Genomic DNA, 25131 nt, shown 5'->3' with positions numbered 1-25131 from the left:
ACCGCTATTTGTGGAATCCGAGTCATGGCCAAGCCGACTACCCTGAAGATCAAGCTGCTCAGCACCGCCGATACCGGCTTCTTCTATGTGACCAAGAAGAACCCGCGTACCAAGACCGAAAAGCTGTCGTTCAAGAAGTACGACCCGGTGGCGCGCAAGCATGTCGAATTCAAGGAAACCAAGATCAAGTAAGGTTTCCTGCCTGGCGCCCTCGCCTCGCGAGAATGGCGCGCCGGCCTGAAATGAAAAAAGCCCCGCTGGATCAGCGGGGCTTTTCGTTTGCCCGATTGGTTGCTTTGGGGCCTACCGCCTAGACCGCCATGGCCGGGTGACTGGCCGGCACCTTTCGCAGCGCCAGCCACAGGCTGAGCAGTGAGATCACCGTGGCGATGCCGAACAGGCCGGTATAGCCGGTGGCATCGGCCAGCACGCCGCTGACCAGCGACCCCGCCATGAAGATGAAGAGCTGCGCGCAGGACAGCAGTGTGAAGTCCGTGCCGGCGCGGTCGCGCGAGGCCGCCCCCATGAAGAGGGTGTAGAGCGCCACGATTTCCATGTACCGCGACACCGTGTTGCAGGCGACCAGACCGACCAGCAGCACATGGTTCTGCAGCCCCAGCCAGGCATAAAGCCCACAGCCGAGGAACACGCCTGTGCGCAGCAGGCCAAGCCACAGGATGGTATTCCACAACCCGGCGCGCCGGATGGTCCAGGCGGCCAGCGCCGCGCCGAACAGGCCCGCTGTGGCCGCCGATGCGCCGGAGAGATAGCCGATCACCTCGAGCGACAGACCGTTGTCGACCAGGAAGGGCTTCTCCATCGCCTTGGTGATGCCTTCGGAGGCGCGATAGATCAGCGCGAAGCCAAGCACCGAATAGGTGACCGGATCCTTCAGCGCCGCGCGCAACGACGGACGCGGGGCAGCGTCTGCCGTGACGGAGCGCCCGGCTGCCGCCGGCTCGTCCATCAGTGTGGCAAACAGCAGCGTGGCGGCCGAGAGCGCCGCCAGCACCAGAATGGTCGGCGTCCAGCCGACCTGGCTGTAAAGATAAAGCGTCAGGCTTGAGCCGATGACGACACCGATGGCGACACTGCCGCCCTGGATGGCGTTGCCGCGTCCGCGCTCGCTGGCCTTCAGCCGCTCGGTGGCAAAACCATCAGTGGCGATGTCCTGGGTCGAACTGAGCATGATGATGACAAAGCCGAGACCGATCACCACCCACATGTTGGTGGGCGGCAGGAAAGCAAACAGCACCAGCATGGCAACGACGCCCAGCTGGGTTGGCACGATCCACGAGCGGCGATGGCCCAGCCGCTGCAGCCCGAACAGACGCAGCGGCGTACGGTCGACTAGCGGAGCCCAGAGGAATTTCAGCATCATCGGCGCCATCAGGATACCGATCAGGCCGATGGCTGAACGCGACACGCCACCATCGCGCAGGATCGCCGGCAGGGCCGCCGCGTAGAGATACATCGGAATGCCCTGGGCGACATACAGGCCGACCAGCGACAGCAGGATGCGCATACTGGTGCGCCCCTCCCCGGCTTCGACCGGTTTCGCCGTGTCGACTGCAGCACTCATCCCACGATCTCCAGTTGCGCCTTTGCCCAGGCCAGGCCGTCGACTTCCTCACGCATCACTGCGGTGGAAAACGGCATCGCCTTGCGGAAGTTCACATCATCATAGGTCGCGGGGTCAATGTCCGGTCGCACCCGCACCATGCCGCGGCACAGACTGCCCAGGCGGTCGCGATGACGCTTGAACCACAGCGACTGGGCCTTGTTGCCCTCAGACGACATGCGGTTCTCGTTATGCAGGACGACCACCAGGACGAATCCCGGCGGTCGCTGCACGATGTCTTCCAGGGCCGCCAGATACGCCGCTTCGTCGGCCGCCGTGAAGCGACCGACGAAGCGGAATGTATATAGGGGCGCTGCTTCTGTTTCGTATGCGAACATGGTCCTCAGAACTTGTGAGAATAACGCGCCGCCACCGTGCGGCCATAGGCAGCGACCGGCGTATTGCGGGTGGCGCTGGCCGTCGGATTCAGCTCGAAACTGTCGAGGATATTCTCGACGCCGAAGCTGAAGGTACCGTTGCCAAGCTTGTAGGCGGCGACGGCATTGAGGAACAGGGCATCGTAGAGTTCGTACCGGGCCTGGTTGGTGCCACGATTGCGTGAGCCGTGATAGACGCTTTCACCGCGCAGGGACCAGTCCCGGGTAATCTCCCAATCGGCATACAGAGTCGCCTTCATCGGGCTGCCGATGCGGTTGTTGGGCAGGAAGCTGTCGATGCTGCCATCCCTGTTGAAGTCATACTGCCCTTCCATCCAGGCGAACGTGCCGCCCAGCGTGACAGCGTCACTCACCCCGTATTCCCCATACATTTCCACGCCGAAGACTTGTTCCTTCTGTTGCGAAATCTGGTTGGTCGCCGGCGTGAACGTCGTACCCAGATCCGACTTGGACAGATAGCCGCTGATGCCGCCGTTGCCACGGCCAAGCTGGCCGCGCGTACCGATCTCGTAGGTGGTCACCTTCTGCGGTTCCGGCCTCAGCGTGGTAAAATTGGTGCTGACGCCCTGGAAGCCGGCGCGGCGGGTAAAACCGCCATAATCAGGCAGCGAATAGCCCTGTGAGATGCCGCCGAAAACTTCAACATCCTTCGCCACGTCCAGCACGAATCCCGCATTGTAGACCACGGCATCATAAATGAATGAGCCGCCGGTGACATTGACGGCCGGCTGCTGTGCGGCGCCATTGGTATAGGCCGGACGGCGGAAGTTGGCGATATCAAGATCGAACCGGTCGTAGCGCATGCCGCCGCGCAGGCGGAAATATTCCACCACCGGCACATCGAGCTGCGCATAGGCAGCCATGTTGACCTGCTCCATCGGCGCAATGGCATTTATGCCATCCTGGAATTTCTGCTCGGTCTCATCGCGCCCCAGATCGCCGCCCCAGGTCAGCTTCATGCCCTGACGCAGGCCATCCAGCGGCGTTGTAACTGCCGTCTGCAGACCGAACTGCTGACTGAACAGGGTGGTCTGGCCGGCCGTGTTCAGAACCGCGAAGGGGCCCGTGGTGTAATAGACCAGCGGATTGGCGGTCGACAGCGGCGCCAATGCGGCGCGGCGTTCGATATCGCTGTAACTGGCATCGACCCGCAGCGTTCCGAGAGCGAAATCGCTGTCGCTGAAACTGGCGCGGTAGAATTCCGAGCGCTCGGCAACGCTTTTGCCGGCATATGGCGTCGCGCTGACCGAGACCGGCCTGGTGGCGTAATTCGTGTAGTAGTCAGGATCCTGATCCAGATGAATTGCATTGACCGAGAATTCCAGGCGCTGCGCCTCGATGGTTTTCCCGACCTTCACCAGACCGTTATAGTCGGAGATATTATCGCCGCCGCCCTGCCCCAGCATGGCATCGGAGGGAATGGCGTTGCTGTGCCCGTCGTAAATGCCGCGCGTGTATTTCGCCGTCAGGCTGGCTGTCATGTCGATCGGGCCGAGGTCGCCACGGAAACCGCCGGACAGTTCCGGCGCGAGCGATTCGCCCACATTCGCCGTGAAGGCGCGCAGGCCGGCCGCGGCCGTGTATTCGGGTTTGCCGGCGCCGGCACTCTTGGTGATGAAATTGATGACGCCGCCGGTGGCGCCGTTGCCATAGATCGCACTGGAGCCATTGACCACTTCGATCCGCTCGATGTTGTTCAGGTCGATGCCCGACAGCATGCGAGAGATATCGCGCAGCGGCGTGTTGCGCTGGACGCCATCCACCAGAATCAGCGTGTTGCGGCCGCGGAAATTCTCCGACGCATTGCTCAGCGTCTCGTTGCTCACGCTGTAGCCGGGAACCAGTTTTTGCAGAATCTTGGACGGATTGGAGGTCAGGCGGAGCTGGCGTTCGATCTCTTCCCGGCCGATCACGATCACCGAACCCGGGATCGAGGAAATCGGCTCTTCGGTACGGCTGGCACTGACGATGATCGTATCCAGGGCGGCTGGCCCACTCTTGTCGGTCTTGTCCTGGGCCACCGCCGTTACGCTCATCCCGCCCGCCGTTACAGCCACCGCCAGGGTCTTCCACCGCATCTGCATTTATATATTCCTTGGAATGTATTAGGGGCGGGCAAACCGTATCCGTATTGATACTCAGTTGCAATAATAATTCTGAGGAATGGAGTATGCAATCGGCCGGAAACCGGCGATCAGGTCTGCTGGTCGAGGGTGGTTTTGACGCGTTCGAGCTGGCGCATCAGGGCCTCCAGGTCGGAGGCCTGCCAGCCGTCGAAGACGTCAATGGCAGCCGGCACCAGCAGCCGCAGGGCTTTGGCATGCAGCTCGATCCCCTGCGCGGTGATATGCAGCATTTTCTTGCGGGCGTCGCTCGGGCTGGCAGTTTCCCTCAGGAAACCACGCTGCAGCAACTTCTGCACCCGCTTGGTCACGCCGGGTTGCGGCACCTGCATGGCCTTGGCCAGACCGGTCACCGTGCGAGCCGTCTCCGGGCTTTCGGCGAAATGATGCAGCAGGCCGAACAGCGGCGCTGGCAGATCGAGGGTCTCCAGCAGTCGCGTCGCGATGCCGGCCGTCAGCATGTCGATCATGCCGATCTTGTTGATAATGCGGAACCGCAGGTCGAACGCCGGTGCGAGCGTGGAAGCGGCTGCCGGCCCTGCGGTCTTTGCCTGCGGTCGCGCCGCCGGATGCCGGGCCATGTCAGGCCTGCCGGTAGACGATCCGGTTACGGCCGCCGTTCTTCGCCTCGTACAGCGCCTCGTCGGCCCGCTTGAGCAGGGTGTCGGCCGTATCGGCCGCGCTGGACGAGGTACAGCCGATTGAACAGGTGACCGTCATCTCGCCGGCCCCACGGGTGGCGATGACCTTGCCGCCAATGGCCTGCAGCAGGCGATTGGCCACCACCTCGGAGGATTCGAGGTCGGTATCGGGCATCAGCACGACGAATTCCTCGCCGCCGAACCGGCAGGCCATATCGATGCCGCGGATATTGCGCACGATGCGGTTGCCCACCTCGCGCAGCACCTCGTCGCCGACCGGATGGCCGTGGGTGTCGTTGACGGCCTTGAAGTAATCCAGATCGATGATGGCAACAGCCGTGCCATGCTGGCTGGCGCTCTGGCTCAGCAGCGTGGACAGATGCGAGGCCATGTAGCGGCGATTGTAGAGACCGGTCAGCGGATCGGTGACCGCCATCTCCATGCTCTGCTGGTAATGCAGGCGCAGGCGATCCTGGTAGCGCTTGCGGCGCACCTGGGCGCGCAGGCGGGCGATGAATTCGTTGCGGTCGATCGGGCGCACGACATAGTCGGTGACGCCGATCTCCAGGCCTTTCACCAGCTGCTTCTGGTCATCGGGTCCGACCAGCAGCAGGATCGGCACATTGCGGGTTTCCTCGGTAGTGCGGAACTGCGAACACAGGCGCAAACCATCGGGATTCTGCAGACCGAGGCTGATGACAATGGAATCGTATTCCACCTGGCGCGCCCGATGCAGCGCCTCCATGCCGTCGGCGATCATCTCCGTGCGGAACTGGCCTTCGATCATGCGCTGCAGCCGCACCTGGTCGCGCGGATTGTCTTCCACCAGCAGAATCTGCGACGAGGCATAATCCTCATCAAGGCTCGGCACCGGCGGCGAGATCACGCCCAGCGAGGCCGACGTGCGTTCGCGCATGCGCAGCTCGTCCAGCATCAGCTTGACGCGCAGCAGCGAGCGCACGCGCGCGAACATGGCAATGTCATCGACCGGCTTGGTCAGGAAATCGTCGGCGCCGGCGCTGAGGCCCTGCACGCGATCTTCCGGATCGCCCAGCGCGGTCACCATGATCACCGGCACATGGGCGGTATCCGGGTTGGCCTTCAGGCGACGGCAGACTTCGAATCCGTCCATGCCCGGCATCATCACATCCAGCAGGATGAGGTCTGGTTTCTGCACGACGGCAGCCTCCAGCGCCTCGACACCACTGCCGGCGGTGATCACTTCGTAATATTCGCTGGTCAGCTTCGCTTCCAGCACCTTGATATTGGTGCGGATGTCGTCGACGACCAGAATGCGCGCGGTCATCGGTCTGCTATCTGCCGGAGATCAGGCTTTGGGTTCGAGAAACTGCTTCACCGTCTCGATGAATTTTCCAACCGAGATCGGCTTGGCGATATAGGCGTCGCAGCCGCCTTCCCGCATCTTTTCCTCGTCGCCCTTCATGGCGAAGGCGGTGACGGCCACCACGGGGATGGTGCGCAGGTTGTCGTCTTCCTTGATCCACTTGATGACTTCCAGGCCGGAGACTTCTGGCAGCTGGATGTCCATTAGGATCAGGTCGGGGCGGTGCTTGCGCACCATGGCCAGGGCTTCCATGCCATCCTTGGTCTGCAGGGTCTGGTAGCCATGGGCATCCAGCAGGTCGTGGAACAACTTCATGTTGAGTTCGTTGTCCTCGACGATCAATACGGTCTTGCTCATCAGCCCCCATCCCCGGATAGTGTGTACTGCTACGCTCGCCGCGTTTTTCCAGTGTATCCAGTATTTTGTAGCATTCCGGACCGGCCGGGCCAAGCCGTTTGCGATGACATTACGACCTCAGATGAGCCTGAAATCCGATACCCCGCCACAGCTTCCCGCCCCGGTCGCCGAACAGCTGGCCACCCTGTCGCTCAGGGCCGGCCAGCCGCTGCTGATCGTCGATGCCGACGAGGTCCTGTTCTACTTCATGCGCGGCCTGGAAGGCTTCCTGGCCGGCCGCGAGCTTTATTTCGACTGGGCCTCCTACGCCCTGCACGGCAATATCCGCCGCCGCGTCGACGACAGTCCGGTGGATGCGGAAACCCTGCATCCCCTGCTGCAGCGGTTTTTCGCCGAGGCCACCGAAATGATGGACCCGGTGGACGGGGCCGCGGCGGCCCTGGCGGAACTGAACAAAACCGCCCAGATCGTCATTCTGAGCAATGTGCCCATGGCCGCCCGTGCCGCACGCAGCCGCGCGCTTGCCCGGCACGGCATGGATTTTCCCCTGATTGCCAACAGCGGACCGAAAGGTCCGGCCGTCGCCGTCCTGCTGCGCCAGGCCGGAGCCGCCACCGTGTTCATCGACGACATTCCGCACAACCATACCTCGGTTGCGCAGATCGCACCGGCGGCACATCGGTTGCACTACATTGCCGATCCCCGGCTTGCCGCCCTGCTGGGACCGGCGCCGGATTGTCATCACCGTATGGACGACTGGCCGATGATACAGGCCCATGTCGCCGCGCTGCTGACGCAAACGTGATCCCGTGAGCGCAACAGCCATGCGTATCGGCATCGATCTGGGCGGAACGAAAATCGAAGCCGTCGCACTGGCGAATGATGGCAGCATCCGCGCACGACTCCGCGTGCCGGCGCCGCGCGGCAACTATGACGCGACGGTCATGGCGCTACGCGATCTGGCGGCTGCCGTCGCCACGGAAGCCGGCGCCAACGGCCCGATCGGCGTCGGCATTCCCGGCACCATCTCGCCGGCCACCGGCCTGATCAAGAATGCCAACTCGGTCTGGCTGATCGGCCATCCGCTCGACCGGGACCTTGCGGCAGCAACCGGCCGGCCGGTGCGGCTGGCCAACGACGCCAACTGCTTTGCCCTGTCGGAAGCCAGCGATGGCGCCGGCGCCGGGCATGGCGTGGTGTTCGGCGCCATCCTCGGCACCGGCTGCGGATCCGGCATTGTCGTCGATGGCCGCGCCCTCACCGGCCCGAACGCCATTGCCGGCGAATGGGGCCACAATCCCCTGCCCTGGCCACAGCCGGACGAACTGCCCGGTCCGCGCTGCTACTGCGGCAAATGGGGCTGCCAGGAAACCTTCCTGTCCGGCACCGGGCTGGAACTGGATTTCCGCGCCGCGACTGGCCGCGACATGAAGGGCGCCGATATCGTCGCGGCGGCGGAAGGTGGCGATGCGCAGGCCGAGCAGGCCCTGCAGCGCTATGAGAATCGTCTGGCGCGCGGTCTGGCGACGATCATCAACCTGCTGGACCCCGATATCATCGTGCTCGGCGGCGGCCTGTCGAATCTCGAGCGGCTGTATCGCAACGTGCCGCGCCTGTGGGGCGCCTTCGTGTTTTCCGATGTGGTCACCACGCCACTGGTGAAGAACCGTCATGGCGACAGTTCCGGCGTGCGCGGCGCGGCCTGGCTGTGGCCGGCAGACGCAACGCTCTAGATACTCAGCAGGCGTCGCGCGGCTTGAGTTCCAGCAGCTTCAGGCTGGCGCGGATCGCCCAGTCGCCATAATCGAAAACGATGTCATCGGCCACGCCATTCTCGTACAGGCGATAGGCGATCTCGTATTCCGGCGTGTCCGACTGCTTGTCGGACGTGAAATAGGCCAGACGAATGCGCCATGAGCGCTGGCCCTTCAGCGGCGACAGGATCGGCATGTCGCCGGTTTCCACCGGCATCTCGGCGCCGACGAAGCCGCCGACCTCGCTGTAGGACTCCGCCGAGGCTCCGTCATACACCGATGTCTGCAACCAATTGCCGCCGTTGCGCGCCAGCGCCAGCAGCCGCACGGTATGGTCGGTGGGAAACATTGTGCCGACCGGCAATGCGAGGTCGGTATCCTCGGGCAGCGTGAAGCGAACCTGACCGCCCGTACGGCTGTTCAGCTTGGCCTCTCCGTTCAGTTCCTGCTCGACGTCGCCATTCACCTCGTCCTTCATCTTGAAGCGGAACCGCTGGCCATCCAGCGACTCCCACGAGTTCAGCACCATGTTGGTGAGCACACTGCCATCTTCGGTGCTGGTCTCGATGACGAACCGCTGGTTCAGCACATAGCCGTCGCAGGCATGGACGAATTCCAGGCTCAGGCCCCCGGCCACGCCATTCCGGTAATTGCGGACGTCAGGCCGGGCAACGGACAGGGTGTAGAGCGCCCGGTGGCTGACCAGGCCTTTGGCAATGGCCTGCAGTTCGGTCGTATCGACGGCCGGAGCGGGTCCGGCCGGCAGGCCCATCAGCCCCAGCAGCAAAAACAGCGAAAACAACGCGCGGCGCATGATCAAAGCCAAGGTCAGGGCTGGGGGTAAATCCAAAAAATCCTGACCTAGAATAGCCTTAGCCGACATGGAAAGAAACATGCCGCTCTGCACACAAAGTACGGCCAATGGGTCGACGGCAGCACCCGCACCGCGGGCGCAGGCCCTGTCTTGGTCCGGGAGGCCTCCCGAAGGCACGCTCTGCCGGCTGTTCCGATTCGGAAAAACCGGCGACAGGCGGCTATCGGCAAAATCTGCCTTGGGCGCTTGAAAAAAATGACTGTTTTTCAATGTTTTCCGCTTGGCACATGGCTTGCTTTGCTAATGGGGCAAAGTGAGATGTGTGATGAAGCCTGCAAATGACAGCGACGTTTTCACCATGGCCGGCCAGACAGCCGCCGACGGCAGCCTGCCAGGCTTTGCCAGCCTGGTCCTGCGCCTGCGGTTGGCCCTGCGCCGGGACCCCGATCCGCGCAAGCATGATCTGGTCGAGCAGATTCTAACCGCCGCAGCCGAAAGCGAGCAGCAGCTGGCCGATCAGGCCCAGCGCATCGCGGAACTGCAGGCGCTGTCCACCACCGACGAACTGACCGGCCTGCCCAACCGCCGCGCTTTTGAGAATTTCATGCAGGCCGAGCTGGCCCGCGCCCGGCGCGAGAAACGCCAGGGCACGCTGGCTTATTTCGACCTCGACCATTTCAAGGCGATCAACGACCGCCACGGCCATGCGGCCGGCGACGCCGTGCTGCGCCAGATGGCCCTGCGCCTGCAGCCTGCCGCCCGCAGCACCGACTGCCTCGCCCGCCTGCATGGCGATGAATTCGTACTGGCGATGCCGGGCGCCAGCCCGGACCAGGCCGAAACCCGGCTGGGGGAATTGGTGACGCGGATCGAGAAACAGCCGCTGCGCCATGGCGACAGCCTGATCCCCACCGGCATCAGCTACGGCCTGTCGCCCTATGATGGCCAGATGGACCTGAAAACCCTGCTGCGCGATTGCGACCGGGCGATGTATGCCCGCAAGCAGGCCCGCCGCCGGCCGCCGGCCCTCGTGACGACACCGGACTGAAATCGCTGGCGCGTTGCCAGCCGCGCGGCATCCGGGCTAGACAGTATTCCGTACTGTCCAACCCCCAGGATATCGCCATGAGCCACGACGCCCGCCTCGCCGCCCTCAAGATCGAACTGCCCGCCCCGGCCACACCGGCTGCCAATTACGTGCCGTTCGTGATCGCCGGCAACCTGCTGTTCGTCGCCGGCCAGATCACCATCTTCAATGGCGAAGTGCGCTATCTCGGCAAGCTGGGCGCCGGCATCGATATCGAAACCGGCAAGCAGGCGGCCCGGCTCTGCGGCCTCAACATCATCGCACAGGCGCGCGCCGCGCTGGGCGGCAGCCTGGATCGCATCGTGCGCTGCGCCAAGGTCGGCGGCTTCGTCAACTGCACGCCCGACTTCATCGATCATCCGACGGTGGTCAACGGCGCCTCCGACCTGATGGTCGAGGTGTTCGGCGATGCCGGCAAACATGCCCGTTTCGCCGTTGGCGCCGTGTCGCTGCCGCGTGGCGTGGCCGTCGAAGTCGACGCCATCTTCGAGATCGCCTGATCGCATGACAGGCCAGGTCGTGGCCCGCCTGCAGGCCAAGGGTTTGACGCTGCCGCCGGCCCCGCAGCCGGTGGCCACCTATGTCGGCTTCGTCACGGTGGGCAAGCTGGTGCATGTGGCGGGCGTTGGCCCGACCTGGGGTCCGGAGATCCGCTATCGCGGCAAAGTCGGCCGCGATCTGAGTTTCGAGGACGGCTATGCCGCTGCCGGTCTGACCGCGCTGAACCTGCTGGCGCATATGCAGGTCGCCTGCGGCGGCGATCTTGACCGTATCGACCGCTGCGTCAAACTGCTCTGCCTGGTGAACACGGTGCCGGATTTTATCGACGCGCAGAAGGTTGCCAATGGCGCCACCGATCTGCTGACCGATCTGTTCGGCGTCGATAATCGGCCGGCGCGGACCACCACGGCGGCGCCGTCCCTGCCGATGGACATCGCCTTCGAGGCTGATGCCGTTTTCCTCTTACGTTGAGAATCCACCATGGCGCGTCCCGATGATCTTCCCAAATGGCTGACCAAGACTCCCGTCGCCCATCGCGGCCTGCATGACATGGCCAAGGGCGTGCCGGAAAATTCGCGGCTCGCCTTCCAGAAGGCCATCGATGGTGGCTTTGCCATCGAGACCGATGTGCGCATCACCGGCGACCGTCAGGTGGTGGTGTTCCATGATCCCGATCTGAAGCGGCTGTGCGGCCAGGAGGGTGTTGTCTGCCAGATGGCGCTGGCCGACCTGAAGCCGCTCAAGCTGCTGGGCACCGAGGAAACCGTGCCGAGCTTCCGCGACCTGCTGGACCAGGTGCAGGGCGCCGTGCCTCTGGTGGTCGAGATCAAGAAGGACAAGGGCGAGCCGGTCGGTCCGCTGGAGACCAGCGTCGCCCGCATGCTGCAGCATTACCCCGGCCCTTTCGTGGTGCAGTCGTTCAATCCGCGCACCGTGAAGTGGTTCCAGAAGAACGCACCGCAGATTATCCGCGGCCAGATTTCGACAGACCTTGCCAATATGACCAAGGGTCTTAACTGGTTCACCCGGATGCAATTGAAGCGCGCCCTGATGACCGGTTACGGCAACCCCGACTTCCTGGCCTATGACGTGCGCGACCTGCCATCCGAGATCACGGCAGCGGCGCGGCGGCGCGGCCTGCCGCTGCTGAGCTGGACCGTGCGCACACCGGCCGAGCGCGCCCGCGCCGCGGCCCATGCCGACAATGTGATCTTCGAGGATCTGTCGACCCAAGCATGAGCATCCTGGCATGAAGGCTGGCGCGGACGGAGCAGAAAGCCCTGTTACCATCCGGGCACTGGCGCGGATCGCCGAGATTCCGGCAACCGCCTGGGATGCCTGCGCCGGCAGCGGCAATCCTTTCGTCATCCATGCCTTCCTCGACGCCCTGGAACAATCGGGCTGCGTGACGCCGCGCAGCGGCTGGCAGCCCACCCATCTGGTGGCCGAGACAGCCGACGGCACCGTGATCGGCGCACTGCCGCTCTACATCAAGGGCCACAGCCAGGGTGAATATATCTTCGACCATGGCTGGGCCGAAGCCTATGCCCGCGCCGGCGGCCAGTATTATCCCAAGCTGCTGTCGGCCGTGCCCTTCTCGCCCGTCACCGGTCCGCGCTTCCTGGTCGCGCCGGGACAGGATTTCAGCACGGTTGCCGATGCGCTGCTGCAGGGCGCCCGCGAAGTGATGCGGCGCTATCGCCTGTCTTCGCTGCATATGAATTTCCTCACCGAAGCTGAAGCCGACTGGGCGTCCCGCGAGGGCGGGATGCTGCTACGGCTGGGCGAGCAGTTCCACTGGCAGAACGATGGCTATGCGGATTTCGAGGCCTTCCTGACCCAGCTGGCCTCGCGCAAACGCAAGGCGATCCGCAAGGAACGCCGCGAGGCTGTTGCCGCCGGGATCGAGATCGAAGTCCTGCAGGGCGCGGCTCTGACCGAAGCCCATTGGGATGCCTTCTTCGAGTTCTACATGGATACCGGCAGCCGCAAATGGGGCCGACCCTATCTGAACCGCGACTTCTTCCACCGCCTGCAGGCCACCATGCCGGAACAGATCGTGCTAGTGATGGCGCGCCATGACGGCCGCTGGATCGCCGGCGCCTGGAACATGCTGGGCAGCGACACGCTTTACGGCCGCAACTGGGGCTGCATCGAATACCATCCGGGCCTGCATTTCGAATGCTGCTATTACCAGGCCATCGACTATGCCATCCGCCATGGTCTGGCCCGCGTGGAGGCCGGCGCCCAGGGCGAGCACAAGCTGGCCCGCGGCTACCTGCCGGTACCGATCCATTCGGTACATGCGATGGCCGATCCCGGTTTCCAGGACGCGGTCGACCGCTATCTGAAGGAAGAACGCGCCCATATGACCGGGCTGATCGCCGCCCTGGACGAGCATTCACCGTTTCGTCAGGTGCCGGGCGAGGAAAGCGAATAGCGTCCGCCCCCGCCGCAGGCTAGACTCCCGGCAAAACGCTGGGGAGGACTGTCATGGCCGGACTGCCGCAGGACGCTGGACTGCCAAAGGATGGGGGCTGCATTTTCTGCAAGATCGTCCGGGGCGAGGCTCCAAGCTACAAGCTCCATGAGGACGACCTCACCTACGCCATTATGGACATCAACCCTTTCAACCACGGCCATGCTCTGGTGCTGAGCAAGGGCCATTACGCCAACCTGCTAGACGCCAGCGACGAGAGCATCGCCGCGGTCGCGCGCACCGCGAAGAAGATCGCGGCGGCCGTCGCGGATGCGGTGCCCAATGACGGCTTCAACATCGTGCAGGCGAATGGCAAGGGCGCCGCGCAGTCGGTGCAGCATTATCATGTGCATGTCCTGCCCCGGCGGCTGGGCGACAATGCCAAGCTGAACTGGAGCCTGGCACCCGGCGACCAGGAGGCCATCGCCCGGCTGGCGGCGGATATCAAGGCCCGCCTGTGAGTATGTATCTGTGAGTATTCACCAGTGATCCGCTGGCTCGGCGCAATCGCGCTGCTGGTCTCTGCCCTGCCGGCGCAGGCGGAGGACGCGGCCGCGCAGTGCCGCAGCGAAGCCGAGCGTGGCCAGACCGCAGCCTGCGAACGCGCCATCGCCGCCAGCCCGAAAGATGCCGAGCTGCATGCCCTGCTCGGCCAGGCCTATTTCGCCAGCGGCTTTTATCCCGAAGGCCTGCAGGCCCTGAAACAGGCCATCCGCGTCTCCAATGGCGATCCGGCCTATCGCTATCGCTTTGCCGGCTATGCGGCGCTGGTCAACGAATATCCGATGGCGGTGAAAGAGCTGGACCTGGCAACGGCCAGCACGCCAGGCGACGTGCGTCTGTGGGTGCTGCTGGCCGACTGTTACCGCTACATGAAAAACACCCAGCTGGCCCTGCAGGCCAGCCATCGCGCCGCCGAGCTGGGCGATCCGGCAGAATCCTATGTGCTCGCCATGCACTATGGCAGCGGCGAAGGCCTGCCGCTGGATTACGCCGCCGAACTGCTGTGGCTGGAACGCGCCGCCAAGGGCGGCCATGTCAGCGCCATGCAGACCCTGGCCCGGCTTTATGCCGACGGCCGTCCCGGCATCCCGCCCGATCCGGCCAAGCGGAAATACTGGGACGCCAAGGCTCGCCGCAACGCGAACTAGCCAGAGCGGTCAGCGCAGCTTGGGATTCAGGGCGTCGCGCAGCCAGTCGCCCAGCACGTTCACCGCCAGCACCAGCAGCACCAGGGTGAGCGCCGGGAAGAAGGTGATCCACCATTCGCCGCTGAACAGATAGCTCTGCCCGACGCGGATGAGCGTGCCGAGCGATGGCTGCGTGGGCGGCACGCCGACACCAAGGAAGCTGAGCGTCGCCTCCGACAGCACCGCCAGCGCCAGGCCGACCGTAGCCAGCACCAGAACCGGCCCCAGCGTGTTGGGCAGCACATGGCGCAGTACGATCACCCAGGAGGGCTGGCCGATCACGCGGGCGGCGGCGACATAATCCTTGCTGCGTTCCACCAGCGCCGCCGAACGGGCAACACGGGCGAATTGCGGCCAGTCAGCGATTCCAATCGCGAAGATCAGCACGAAGATGGCGATTTCATTATGCAGTTCGCGCGGCAGCGCCGTGCGGGTGACGCCATCGATGGTCAGCGCGATCAGGATGCTGGGGATGGTGAGCTGCACATCGGCTGTGCGCATCACGATCACATCGAGCCAACCGCCGCGATAGCCGCAGAGCACGCCGATCAGCGTGCCGAACACCGCCGCAAAGGCAATCGCGGCAAAGCCGACCAGCAGCGAAATACGACTGCCGTAAAGAATGGTGGAAAAAAGATCGCGTCCCTGATCGTCGGTGCCGAGCAGGTAAGCGGCCTTGCCCTCATCCGTCCAGGATGGCGGCGTGAAGGCATCCATCAGCTTGAGCGCGCCGGGGTCGAACGGGTTGAACGGCGACACCAGCGGCGCCAGCACCGCCGCCAGGATGATGGTCAGCGCCACGATGGCCGAGACCACCACCGACGGCGAGCGCCGGAAACTGTAGGCCAGATCGCTGTCGATCCAGCGGCGCACCATGGCCAGGGGCGTGTTCAGCGGAGCGGCGCTCATGTGGCCTTCCCCGCCGCTTTTGCACGATCCACCCGCAGACGCGGATCGATCAGGAAGTAGGTCAGGTCGACCGCCAGGTTGAGTACAACGAACATGACTCCCACCATGACCAGATAGGCCGCCATCACCGGAATATCGGCAAAGCCGACCGCCTGGATGAACAGCAGACCCATGCCCGGCCACTGGAACACGGTTTCGGTGACAATGGAAAAGGCGATCAGGCCGCCGATCTGCAGGCCGATGATGGTGATCACCGGCATCATGGTGTTCTTCAGCGCATGGCGGAAATGTACGATGCGGTTGCTCAGGCCCCGGGCCCGGGCGAATTTTATGTAGTCGGTGCGCAGCACTTCCAGCATCTCGGTGCGCACCAGGCGCAGCACCAGGGTGAGCTGGTAGAGGCTGAGTGTGATCGCCGGCATGACGATGGCAGCCCAGCCCGACTTGGTCAGGAAGCCCGTGCTCCACCAGCCCAGCGAAACCACCTGGCCGCGCCCGAAACTGGGCAGCAGGTCGAACTGCACCGAGAACAGGTAGATCAGGCCGATGCCGATCACGAAGGTGGGCAGCGACACCCCGACCAGACTGGTGGTCAGCGCCACGCGGCTGAGCCAGCCGTCGCGGCGCAACGCCGTATAGACGCCGAGCGGAATTCCGACGACGAGCGCCAGCAGAGCCGACAGGAAGACCAGCTCCAGGGTTGCCGGCAGGCGCTCCTGGATCAGCACCGCCACCGGCCGCTTCATGCGGTAGGACAGGCCGAAATTGCCCTGGGCGGCATTCCCGAGGAAACGGCCGAACTGGATGATGGCGGGGTCGTTGAGGCCGAGCTGATCGCGCAGCTCTGCCCGATCCACCGTGGTGGCATCCTGACCGACCATGTTGTTGATCGGATCGCCAACGTAATTGAACAGCATGAAGGCGACCAGGGCGACAGCCAGCATCACTGCGACCGCCTGGGACAGCCGTCCGACAATATAACCGAGCATGGGGCGTGTACTTTAAAAAGAGTGCCGCCCCGGCCAATTCAACTCAATCTTGGCCGGGGCGGCGACAATCTTACTTCATCTTGGCGAAATGGAAACGCGGCACATTGTCGGCAATGATCGGCATGTCCAGCTTTTCGCTCATCGCCCAGTTCAGCACCTGATGGTGCAGCGGCAGGTAGATGATCTCGTCATTGAGGATGGTCCAGGCGTCGTGGATCAGCTTGTCACGCTTGCCCTGGTCCAGCTCGCTCAGCATGCCATTGATCATGCCGTCCAGCTTGGGGTTCGTGTAGTTGGTGAAGTTCCAGCTGCCGTTCTTGCCGTCGGGCGTCTGGGCCATATACGAGAAGACATAGTGGCTGTCGAAGGTCGGCACGCCCCAGCCGACCAGGTAGAAGGAGGTGTCCTTCTTCTGCAGCTTGGGGAAATGCAGGGTCTTCGACTGGGCCGCCAGATCGACCTTGATACCGATCTGCGCCAGCATGCCGACCACGGCCTGGCAGATGCCTTCGTCATTCACGTAGCGGTCGTTCGAGCAGTCCAGCTTGATGCCGAAGCCGTTCGCATAGCCGGCTTCCGTCATCAGCGCCTTGGCCTTGGCAAGGTCGAAGGGCAGACGCTTGTCCAGCGCCTTGTCGTAGCCATGCACGCCCGGCGAGGTGATCATGCCGGCCGCCACAGCGTCGCCGCGCATCACCTTCTGCACGATCGCGTTCATGTCGATCGCGTGATACATGGCCTGGCGCACGCGCTTGTCAGCGAAGGGATTCTTGCCCTTCACGTCGCCGTATTTCAGTTCCGGGCTGCCAACATCGAGGCCCAGGAAGATGGTGCGGATTTCATTGGTCTTCTTCACCTGCAGGCCGGCCGAGCGCTTGACGCGCTCCACGTCCTGCACCGGCACGTCGAGCACGAAGTCGAGCTGGCCCGAGACCAGTGCGGCGACGCGGGTCGCCGGCGTGGTGATCGGGGTGTAGACGATCTCGTCGATGTTATGCGGATTGTCCTTCAGGCCCCACCAGGTCGCATTCTTGGTGAAGGTGGTGCGCACGTCCTGTTCGCGCAGCTTCATCACAAAGGGACCGGTGCCGTTGGAATTACGGACCGCGAAGGTCTCTTCCTTGTCCTTATAGGACTGCGGATTGACCGCGTTGTTCTTCTCCGCCCAGGCCTTCGACATGATGAAGATGTTGGCGATCTGGTTGGGCAGGATCGGATTGGCGCCATCGGTGATCACATGCACGGTCTGCGCATCGATCTTCTTCACTTCCTTGACGCTGGCGATATAGGTCTTGAAGTCCGAATTCGCATGCTGGGCGCGCTTCACCGAGAAGACCACGTCATCGGCGGTGAAGTCGCTGCCGTCATGGAACTTCACGCCCTGGCGCAGCTTGAATTCCCAGGTGGTGGTGTCGACCGCCTTCCACGAAGTGGCGAGCGCCGGTACGAATTTCAGATCGGCGCTGTAGCCGACCAGGCCTTCATAGCTCTGGAAGCTGCCCGTGCGGGTCAGACCTTCATTCTGGCTATGCGGGTCCATGGTCAGATAATCGCCCTGGCTGGCCCAGCGCAGCACCTTGCCCTGGGCAAGAGCCGGCGCGGCGACCAGCGGCAGAGCGAGGGATAGCGCGCCGGCAAGCAGCGCAGCCTTCAATCGGAATACGGCCATAAACAGCCTCCTGTTGTCGTTTTTTAGGTCCGTGCACAGAACGTGCGGTTCGTCTGGATGCCGGCCGGGGGACCCCGGCCGGCATCACATGACCAACACTGTAATTTTATGGAGAATTTATGTCTACGGACTCGCCGCCTGTGACGTGGCGGCAGGGATCAGTGCGCGTATTCCGGCACTTTGCCGTCCGGCGCCCCATCGGCCGAGCCGCCGCCGCCCTTCCCGCCCTTTTCGGCGGTAAACTCGAAGGCCAGCTTGTCCTCGACCACCTTGACCAGCACATGGCCGCCCTTGGCCAACTGCCCGAACAGCAGCTCGTCGGCCAGCGGCTTCTTGATATGCTCCTGGATCACCCGGCTGAGCGGCCGGGCGCCATAGAGCTTGTCATAGCCGCGCTCGGCCAGCCAGGCCCGGGCCTCGTCGGTCAGGGCGACCGTCACGTTGCGGTCGGCGAGCTGGCCTTCCAGCTGGGCGACGAACTTGTCGACCACCCGGTTGATGACTTCCGGTGCCAGCGCCGCGAAGGGAATCACCGCGTCCAGACGGTTACGGAATTCCGGCGTGAACAGGCGCTTGATCGCCTCTTCGTCTTCGCCTTCCTTCATGTCGCGGCCGAAACCGATGGCATTCTTCGACATTTCCGACGCACCGGCATTGGTGGTCATGATCAGCACGACATTGCGAAAATCGACATGCTTGCCGTTGTTGTCGGTCAGCTTGCCGTGGTCCATCACCTGCAGCAGGATGTTGAACAGGTCGCCATGGGCCTTCTCGATTTCGTCGAGCAGCAGCACGCAATGCGGATGCTGGTCGACCGCGTCAGTCAGCAGGCCGCCCTGGTCGAAACCGACATAGCCCGGCGGCGCACCGATCAGGCGGCTGACGCTGTGGCGCTCCATGTATTCCGACATGTCGAAGCGGATCAGCTCGACGCCCATGATGGTGGCGAGCTGGCGCGCGACTTCGGTCTTGCCGACGCCGGTGGGGCCCGAGAACAGGTAGTTGCCGATCGGCTTCTCCGGTTCGCGCAGGCCGGCGCGGGACAGCTTGATGGCGCTGGCCAGCGCATCGATGGCCTGATCCTGGCCGTAGACCACGCGCTTCAGGTCGGCATCCAGGCTGCGCAGGGACTCCTTGTCCTCGCGCGAGACCGACTTGGGCGGGATGCGGGCGATCTTGGCGACAATGGCCTCGATCTCCTTCACGCCGATGGTCTTGCGGCGCTTGCTTTCCGGCTTCATCAGCTCAGCCGCACCGACCTCGTCGATCACATCGATCGCCTTGTCGGGCAGCTTGCGGTCGTTGATGTATTTCGACGACAGCTCCACCGCCGCCTTGATGGCATCCTCGGTGTAGCGCACGCCATGGTGCTGTTCGTAATAGCCCTTGATGCCCTTCAGGATCTTGATGGCATCGGCCGGGGTCGGCTCGTTGACGTCGATCTTCTGGAAGCGGCGCAGCAGCGCACGGTCCTTCTCGATATAGGACCGGAACTCCTTATAGGTCGTCGAGCCGATGCAGCGCAGCGCGCCCGAGGCGAGCGCCGGCTTCAGCAGGTTCGACGCATCCATGGCGCCGCCCGAGGTGGCGCCGGCGCCGATCACGGTGTGGATCTCGTCGATGAACAGGATCGAGCCGGGCTGGCTTTCCAGCTCCTGCATCACCTGCTTGAGACGTTCCTCGAAATCGCCGCGATAGCGCGTACCGGCCAGCAAGCTGCCCATGTCCAGCGCATAGATCACGGCATCCTTCAGGATGTCGGGGACCTCGGCGCGCACGATGCGGCGCGCCAGCCCTTCGGCGATGGCGGTCTTGCCCACGCCGGGATCGCCCACGTAAAGCGGGTTGTTCTTGGTGCGGCGGCACAGAATCTGGATGGTGCGTTCCAGTTCGGCCTCGCGGCCGATCAGGGCGTCGATCTTGCCCGCCTTGGCCTTCTCGTTGAGGTTGACGCAGTAGGCGCTCAGCGCCTCCTTGTCCTTGTCTTTGGGACCGCCACGGTCGGTCCGCTCACGATCGCGATCCGACCGGTCGGCACGCTCGGCCCGCTGCTCGACATCGCTGTCGGCGCCGCGCACCGGCCGGCGGTCGCCGCGGCCCGGCGACTTGGCGACGCCATGGCTGATATAGCTGACGGCATCCAGGCGGGTCATGTCCTGCTCCTGCAGAAAATGCACGGCATGGCTTTCACGCTCGGAGAAGATCGCCACCAGCACATTGGCGCCGGTCACTTCCTCGCGACCGGACGACTGCACATGGAACAGCGCACGCTGCACGGCACGCTGGAAGCTGAGCGTCGGCTTGGCATCCTGAGGGGCGCCGACCACCAGGCCGCGCAGATCCTCGTCGATAAAGGTGCCGATCCGCTGGCGCAGCTTTTCCACATCGACATTGCAGGCCCGCAGGACGGCAATCGCGTCCTGGTCTTCGGTCAGGGCGAAGAGCAGATGCTCCAGCGTGGCAAATTCATGTTTCTTGGCACCGGCCAGCGACAGCGCGCGATGCAGGGTCTGTTCCAATGTCCGGGAGAATGAAGCCATACGTCAGACGCCTCCCTCAGTCGCGTTCCATCGTGCACTGCAGCGGATGCTGGTGCTGGCGCGCGAAATCGATCACCTGGGTTACTTTGGTCTCTGCTACTTCGTAGGTAAAGACGCCACAAATCCCGACGCCCTTCTGGTGGACATGCAGCATGATCTGGGTCGCATCCTCGCGCGCCTTGTTGAAAAAGCGCTCGAGGACATGCACGACGAATTCCATCGGCGTGTAATCGTCGTTCAGCAGAAGCACCTTGTACATGGGTGGCTTCTGTGTTTTCGGCCGGGTCTTTGTGACCACGCCGACTTCGGTGCGCCCGCGCCCGTCACGTCCGTCCCGTTCGCTCATGCCTCAATCCAGCAGTACTGCGGCACCGCAACAATGTGGTGCACGGAGGATGATATGGCCCCACAGGTTAAAATTACCAGCACCCTTGGGACAAAAAAAGGCCCGGCTTTGCAGCCGGGCCCGGAAACGCTACTGACGCTGGGGAGGAAATGTGACGGCGATCAAGCCGTCGCAGATCAGGCAGCGAGCGGCTTCACCATCTTCTCGACGGTGGCCTGGACCTGCGCATTGATCGGCGCGAAGGCGTCCTGCGCAACCTTGGTGGCCACTTCGCTCAGCTTGGTGCTGTAAGCGGTATAGGCCTCGAAGGCGCTCTTGGCGTAATCGTTCTGCAGCTCGATGAATTCCTGCAGGGTCTTGGCACCCATCATCGCCTTGGCGGCAGAAATCTGCTCTTCGATGCTGCTCTTGCTGTAGGCGATCACTTCGGCGTTGATGGTCTCAAAGCCCTTGGCGGCGACATTGCCGGCGCTGACGATGGCATCCACCTGCTCCTTGCCGGCCGACATGGCGGTCTCGAGCGCTTCGGTGCTGGCCTTGAGGGCCTTTTCCACCTGCTCCTTCGAGGCGACGATCATCGACTCGTAGGGGGTGCCGTTGAGGGCTTCGGTTTCGATCTTGGTCTTGGCTTTGGTCGACATGGGGTTCTTGTCCTTGCTTGTCCGGGTTTGTAACGGGGCCAGACCCGCCTTCAGCGGGGACTGCAATATGCTGCACTGCACGCCTTGAATTTAGGCATACTTCCGGTACCCGTCAACAGAAAAATGGTGCGCTGCACAAAAACCTTGTGCAGCGCAATAGAATCGGCTGAAATCCGGTAAAATCAGTTGAACAGGATACCCTGGCTGTAGCGCAGCCCGTTCGGACCGACCTGATAGCGGTGGGGCTTTTCGCCGGTTGAAACCGCGCCGGACTGACCGCGGTCATCCAGGAAACTGCTGTAGGGCGGCAGCGGGATTTCGAAGGGCCGCATGGTCGCCACCCCGGTCTTGTCATAGGGGGCGAGCGTTTCGATCAGCGGTACCGCCATGCGGTCGAATTCCGGTGACGGCCAGGCCCAGGCCTGGAAGTGGAACTGCCCGTCCCGGCAGGCGCTGGCGGTCCAGTAGAAGGTATCGCCCCGCAGGAACAGCCCGTTCGGCGCCGGCGCATCGAAGCCGGTGGCTGCCAGGGCCGCCTTGACCTTCTCCATTTCGGCCGGGCTGAGGCGGTACAGGGCCTGAGGGCCCCGCCAGGGCCCAAAGGGATCGGTGATCGACAGCGGGGTCTTCGGATCGTTCAGGTTGCCCCGCCCGATCACCCGGGCCTCCAGCATGGCGCCACCATCGGGCTGGGCCGAAAAGTCGTAGGTCTTCTGCTGGTGATCCTGGCGGCCATTGTAGACCAGCCGGTAGCGGGCCGGCTGGCCAGGCGTGCAGCTGCGGGCCAGGTCGTCGCCGCCGACGTAGCGCTCCCAGGTCAGGCTGCGGCTGAGCGGGTTGTCCGTCGGCCCCTGGGCGGCGCAGGCGGCCAGGTCGGTCGCCAGGGCCATAGCGGCCATCGACCGCGCCAATACTTTCTTAAAGGTCGTCGACATAAGCTTCACATCCTGAGAAGTAGCAGCCGCACGGCTGATTGAATCTGAACAGATTCAATTTGTTAGTGCACAACGCGCTGGACAAGGGGTGCTGTGGTTAATATCCTGCATCCGATTCGCGGCTTGGGGGGCTCCCGGTCGCCGGCCAGTATCAGGGCAACCGAGGAAGGCATAATGAAGGCAAAGTGTGCGGCCAAGGGGCGGATTCTGCCAGGTCTTGTAACAATCTGTTTCACCCTGCTCACCATTGTATTCGCCGGTCAGGTCCAGGCCGCCGGCTATTCGGCCATCGTGGTCGACGCGGATACCGGCCGGGTGCTGCATGCCCATGAAGCCGACACCGCGCGCTACCCGGCATCGCTGACCAAGATGATGACGCTGTACATGGCGTTCGACGCCCTGAAGGACGGCCGCCTGAAACTGGAGCAGCGCATCCCGGTGTCGCCCCATGCCGCCACTCAGGCCCCGTCCGCCATCGGCCTGACCCCCGGTCAGACGCTGTTCGTCAAAGACGCCATCCTGGCTGCCGTCACCAAGTCGGCCAACGATGCCACGGTCGCCCTGGGCGAAGCCATCGCCGGCGGCAACGAAGCCGTCTTCGCCGACATGATGACCCGCCGCGCCCGACAGCTCGGCATGACCAGCACCACCTTCAAGAACGCGTCGGGCTTGCCTAATCCGGGCCAGAAGACCACCGCCCGCGACATGTCGGTGCTGGCGCTCGCCCTGCTGAAGAACCATCGGAATTACTACGCGTATTTCCAGACCCCGGAATTCGAGTGGAACGACAAGGTCTTCAACAACCATAACCACCTGCTAAAGCGCTACGAAGGCGTCGACGGCATCAAGACCGGCTTCATCCGCGCCTCGGGCTTCAACCTGGTGGCCTCGGCCAAGCGCGACGGCCGCCGGGTGATCGGTGTGGTCTTCGGCGGCTCCAGCGTGGTCGCCCGCGACAACCAGATGATCAAGCTGCTGGATGCCGCCTTCGACAAGATCGAGAACGGCGACACCAACGCGCCGGTCATGGCCGACAGCGGCAAGCCCGATCGCCATTTCGGCCTGATCTCCAGTGCCGAAGCCGCCACCCCGGCCCCCGCGCCGGCCAAGGCCAAGAAGGGCAGCAAGAAGCCGGCCGTCGCCGCTTCGGCCAAAAACGGCGAATGGGCCGTGCAGCTGGGCGCCTTCCGCCAGGCTGCCGCCGCCGAAAAGCTGGTCAACAAGGCGCGCGGCAAGCTGCCGGCGGCCGAGCCGCTGGTCGACGCCGTCGATGCCGGCAACAAGATCACGCTGTACCGCGCCCGCCTCACCGGCCTGACCCAGGCCGATGCCCGCCAGGCCTGCGAACAGCTGAAGCGCGAAAAAATGACCTGCTCGGTCGTATCGCCCGACGCCTGACCCACCGGCATAGCCGGACAATCCGGGCCGCGGTGACCGATGTCACCGCGGCCCGTTTCGTTTCCTGCCAGGCTGCGTACCGCCTGCTGACCCATCTCCCCGCCGCTGCGGCTTTTCACGCCGCACCTCAGGTGCCAGACTCCGCCCCATGGACATGACCCATACCCAACGCCGCCGCCAGACCATGCTGGTCATGTTCATGGCGCTGGGCGTCCTGCTGGGGGCCGGCTACGGCACCGCCGTCGGCGTCATCCTGGACAATACCCTTGGCCTTCACACCCTGGTGCACGGCACGCTGCGCGGCGGCTTCACCGGCCTGCTGGTCAGCAGCGCCATCGCCTATTTCGAACTCTATGTCGTGGAAGGCACGAACGGTTTGCGCCGCAAGCCGTTCTGGCAGCTTCTGGCGATCAAGGAGGTTGTCTATATCGGCGCCATCCTGGGCGGCGACTTCATCGGCAGCAGCCTGCTGGGCGCGCCCGGCGATCCGGGCTTCGGCCTGAACCGGATCACCGCCGTCACCTTCGTCTTCTCGGTCGGCTTCGCGCTGCTGATCAACTTCACCATGGAAATGTCGCTGCTGCTGGGCCCGGGCGTGATGGGCAACATGCTGCGCGGGCGCTATCACCGGCCACGGCTGGAGCACCGCCTGCTGGTCTTTTTCGACATGCGCGGCTCGTCGGCCATTGCCGAGACGATCGGCGACATGGCCTTCCACAGCCTGCTGAACCGTTTCTTCAGCGACCTGACCGAGCCGGTGCTGGCCTGGGGCGGCATCATCCATAAATACGTCGGCGACGAGATGATCGTCACCTGGCCGCTGGAGGGCGGCAAGGATCCTGCCGGGGCCTATGCCGCCGTGATCGCCGCCCGCCAGCGTTTCGCCCAGCTGGCCGACCGCTACCGCGCCGAGTTCGGCGTCGCGCCCGACTTTCGCGCCATCCTGCATGCGGGCCCGGTGGTGGCCGGCGAAATGGGCGAGGTGAAGCGCGAAATCGTCCTGCTGGGCGATACCGTCAACACCACGGCCAAGATAGAAGTGGTGTCGAAGGGCCTGTCCGACAGCATCATCGCCTCGGCCGAGGCGCTGGCCGCGGCCCCGCTGCCTGCCGGCCTGACGGCCAGCGCGCTTGGCAATTTCACCCTGCCGGGCAAGACTGTATCCATCGACCTGTACCGCATCGCCTGAGTACGAAAAAACAAAAAAGAGTTCGAGGAAATGTCCGGTGTATCTGCGCTGACAAACCGGTCAGCCCGTCTTAATATCGCCAACGCCCGAAGCCCTGATTTGCCGTCCCGCATTGCGGATGGCATGGCATCCCGCCCCTTGGTTGCTTCCCTCTGTCTGGTCACCCAGACCGACAGGACGGCACAACCAAACGAGGAGCGAGGGT

Annotated in this window: 26 protein-coding genes; 12 read left to right on the top strand and 14 right to left on the bottom strand. The window is 63.7% G+C overall.

Going from position 1 to position 25131, the window contains the following annotated elements:
• Window positions 1–24: 24 nt before the first annotated feature.
• Window positions 25–192 (top strand): 50S ribosomal protein L33, encoded by a 168-nt coding sequence (rpmG, locus tag AC1ROB_RS20545; RefSeq protein ID WP_297684618.1) that lies wholly within the window; start codon window positions 25–27, stop codon window positions 190–192.
• A 118-nt stretch (window positions 193–310) separates the two neighbouring features.
• Here rpmG and AC1ROB_RS20540 read toward each other — a convergent pair whose 3' ends face one another.
• The 6 genes from AC1ROB_RS20540 to AC1ROB_RS20515 form a co-directional block, all read right to left on the bottom strand.
• Window positions 311–1582, bottom strand: coding sequence for an MFS transporter (locus AC1ROB_RS20540; RefSeq protein WP_492973230.1), 1272 nt, complete (start codon window positions 1580–1582; stop codon window positions 311–313).
• Window positions 1579–1959 (bottom strand): hypothetical protein, encoded by a 381-nt coding sequence (locus tag AC1ROB_RS20535; protein WP_492973231.1) that lies wholly within the window; start codon window positions 1957–1959, stop codon window positions 1579–1581. Before AC1ROB_RS20535 ends, AC1ROB_RS20540 begins: the two co-directional genes overlap by 4 nt.
• 5 nt (window positions 1960–1964) lie before the next feature.
• Window positions 1965–4103 (bottom strand): TonB-dependent receptor, encoded by a 2139-nt coding sequence (locus tag AC1ROB_RS20530; protein ID WP_492973232.1) that lies wholly within the window; start codon window positions 4101–4103, stop codon window positions 1965–1967.
• Between the two features lie 110 nt (window positions 4104–4213).
• Window positions 4214–4723 (bottom strand): MarR family winged helix-turn-helix transcriptional regulator, encoded by a 510-nt coding sequence (locus tag AC1ROB_RS20525; RefSeq protein ID WP_492973233.1) that lies wholly within the window; start codon window positions 4721–4723, stop codon window positions 4214–4216.
• A gap of 1 nt (window position 4724) precedes the next feature.
• Complete coding sequence (locus AC1ROB_RS20520) at window positions 4725–6089, bottom strand: PleD family two-component system response regulator (protein ID WP_492973234.1); 1365 nt, start codon at window positions 6087–6089, stop codon at window positions 4725–4727.
• A 21-nt stretch (window positions 6090–6110) separates the two neighbouring features.
• Window positions 6111–6485, bottom strand: coding sequence for a response regulator (locus AC1ROB_RS20515; RefSeq protein WP_492973235.1), 375 nt, complete (start codon window positions 6483–6485; stop codon window positions 6111–6113).
• 103 nt (window positions 6486–6588) lie between these two features.
• Here AC1ROB_RS20515 and AC1ROB_RS20510 point away from each other — a divergent pair, with 103 nt between their 5' ends.
• Window positions 6589–7290, top strand: coding sequence for a hypothetical protein (locus AC1ROB_RS20510; RefSeq protein ID WP_492973236.1), 702 nt, complete (start codon window positions 6589–6591; stop codon window positions 7288–7290).
• 19 nt (window positions 7291–7309) lie between these two features.
• On the top strand, window positions 7310–8218 hold the full coding sequence (locus AC1ROB_RS20505) for an ROK family protein (RefSeq protein WP_492973287.1): 909 nt from the start codon (window positions 7310–7312) through the stop codon (window positions 8216–8218).
• Between the two features lie 4 nt (window positions 8219–8222).
• Here the strand turns inward: AC1ROB_RS20505 and AC1ROB_RS20500 are convergent, their stop codons facing one another.
• The gene (locus tag AC1ROB_RS20500; RefSeq protein ID WP_492973237.1) at window positions 8223–9053 is read right to left on the bottom strand and encodes an EipB family protein; all 831 of its coding nucleotides are present in this window, start codon (window positions 9051–9053) and stop codon (window positions 8223–8225) included.
• 325 nt (window positions 9054–9378) lie between these two features.
• Between AC1ROB_RS20500 and AC1ROB_RS20495 the strand changes: the two genes are divergently transcribed.
• The 7 genes from AC1ROB_RS20495 (at window position 9379) to AC1ROB_RS20465 (ending at window position 14271) form a co-directional block, all read left to right on the top strand.
• On the top strand, window positions 9379–10101 hold the full coding sequence (locus tag AC1ROB_RS20495; RefSeq protein ID WP_492973238.1) for a GGDEF domain-containing protein: 723 nt from the start codon (window positions 9379–9381) through the stop codon (window positions 10099–10101).
• Between the two features lie 77 nt (window positions 10102–10178).
• Window positions 10179–10640, top strand: a complete 462-nt coding sequence (locus tag AC1ROB_RS20490; RefSeq protein ID WP_492973239.1) for a RidA family protein — start codon at window positions 10179–10181, stop codon at window positions 10638–10640.
• A gap of 4 nt (window positions 10641–10644) precedes the next feature.
• Window positions 10645–11112, top strand: a complete 468-nt coding sequence (locus AC1ROB_RS20485; RefSeq protein WP_492973240.1) for a RidA family protein — start codon at window positions 10645–10647, stop codon at window positions 11110–11112.
• Window positions 11113–11121: 9 nt separating this feature from the next.
• Window positions 11122–11880, top strand: coding sequence for a glycerophosphodiester phosphodiesterase family protein (locus AC1ROB_RS20480; RefSeq protein WP_492973241.1), 759 nt, complete (start codon window positions 11122–11124; stop codon window positions 11878–11880).
• Window positions 11881–11890: 10 nt separating this feature from the next.
• Window positions 11891–13081, top strand: coding sequence for a GNAT family N-acetyltransferase (locus tag AC1ROB_RS20475; protein ID WP_492973242.1), 1191 nt, complete (start codon window positions 11891–11893; stop codon window positions 13079–13081).
• 53 nt (window positions 13082–13134) lie between these two features.
• Window positions 13135–13581 (top strand): HIT family protein, encoded by a 447-nt coding sequence (locus AC1ROB_RS20470; protein WP_492973243.1) that lies wholly within the window; start codon window positions 13135–13137, stop codon window positions 13579–13581.
• Between the two features lie 24 nt (window positions 13582–13605).
• Window positions 13606–14271, top strand: a complete 666-nt coding sequence (locus AC1ROB_RS20465) for a tetratricopeptide repeat protein (protein ID WP_492973244.1) — start codon at window positions 13606–13608, stop codon at window positions 14269–14271.
• Between the two features lie 9 nt (window positions 14272–14280).
• On the opposite strand, the gene AC1ROB_RS20460 is transcribed toward AC1ROB_RS20465, so the two are convergent.
• The 7 genes from AC1ROB_RS20460 to AC1ROB_RS20430 form a co-directional block, all read right to left on the bottom strand.
• Window positions 14281–15219, bottom strand: a complete 939-nt coding sequence (locus tag AC1ROB_RS20460; RefSeq protein WP_492973245.1) for an ABC transporter permease — start codon at window positions 15217–15219, stop codon at window positions 14281–14283.
• Window positions 15216–16208 carry an ABC transporter permease gene (locus tag AC1ROB_RS20455; protein WP_492973246.1) on the bottom strand — a complete coding sequence of 331 codons (993 nt, stop codon included), beginning with the start codon at window positions 16206–16208 and terminating at the stop codon, window positions 15216–15218. Before AC1ROB_RS20455 ends, AC1ROB_RS20460 begins: the two co-directional genes overlap by 4 nt.
• A 70-nt stretch (window positions 16209–16278) precedes the next feature.
• A complete protein-coding gene (locus AC1ROB_RS20450) occupies window positions 16279–17877 on the bottom strand; it encodes an ABC transporter substrate-binding protein (RefSeq protein ID WP_492973247.1) in 1599 nt (532 codons plus the stop codon).
• A gap of 158 nt (window positions 17878–18035) precedes the next feature.
• A complete protein-coding gene (clpA, locus tag AC1ROB_RS20445; RefSeq protein WP_492973248.1) occupies window positions 18036–20417 on the bottom strand; it encodes an ATP-dependent Clp protease ATP-binding subunit ClpA in 2382 nt (793 codons plus the stop codon).
• A gap of 16 nt (window positions 20418–20433) precedes the next feature.
• Window positions 20434–20763: an ATP-dependent Clp protease adapter ClpS gene (gene clpS, locus AC1ROB_RS20440; RefSeq protein ID WP_492973249.1), complete on the bottom strand. Its 330-nt coding sequence runs from the start codon at window positions 20761–20763 to the stop codon at window positions 20434–20436.
• 176 nt (window positions 20764–20939) lie between these two features.
• The gene (locus AC1ROB_RS20435) at window positions 20940–21404 is read right to left on the bottom strand and encodes a phasin family protein (protein WP_492973250.1); all 465 of its coding nucleotides are present in this window, start codon (window positions 21402–21404) and stop codon (window positions 20940–20942) included.
• Window positions 21405–21586: 182 nt separating this feature from the next.
• Window positions 21587–22339, bottom strand: a complete 753-nt coding sequence (locus tag AC1ROB_RS20430; RefSeq protein ID WP_492973251.1) for a hypothetical protein — start codon at window positions 22337–22339, stop codon at window positions 21587–21589.
• Window positions 22340–22513: 174 nt separating this feature from the next.
• On the opposite strand from AC1ROB_RS20430, the gene AC1ROB_RS20425 reads away from it, so the two are divergent.
• Window positions 22514–23737, top strand: a complete 1224-nt coding sequence (locus AC1ROB_RS20425) for a serine hydrolase (protein ID WP_492973252.1) — start codon at window positions 22514–22516, stop codon at window positions 23735–23737.
• 148 nt (window positions 23738–23885) lie between these two features.
• Complete coding sequence (locus AC1ROB_RS20420) at window positions 23886–24926, top strand: adenylate/guanylate cyclase domain-containing protein (RefSeq protein WP_492973253.1); 1041 nt, start codon at window positions 23886–23888, stop codon at window positions 24924–24926.
• The last annotated feature ends 205 nt before the right edge of the window (window positions 24927–25131 follow it).

Source organism: Ferrovibrio sp. GW821-FHT12F09 (genome assembly GCF_058806775.1).
The sequence above is the reverse complement of the archived record's forward strand: the minus strand, read 5'-3'. Positions and strand labels throughout refer to the sequence as shown.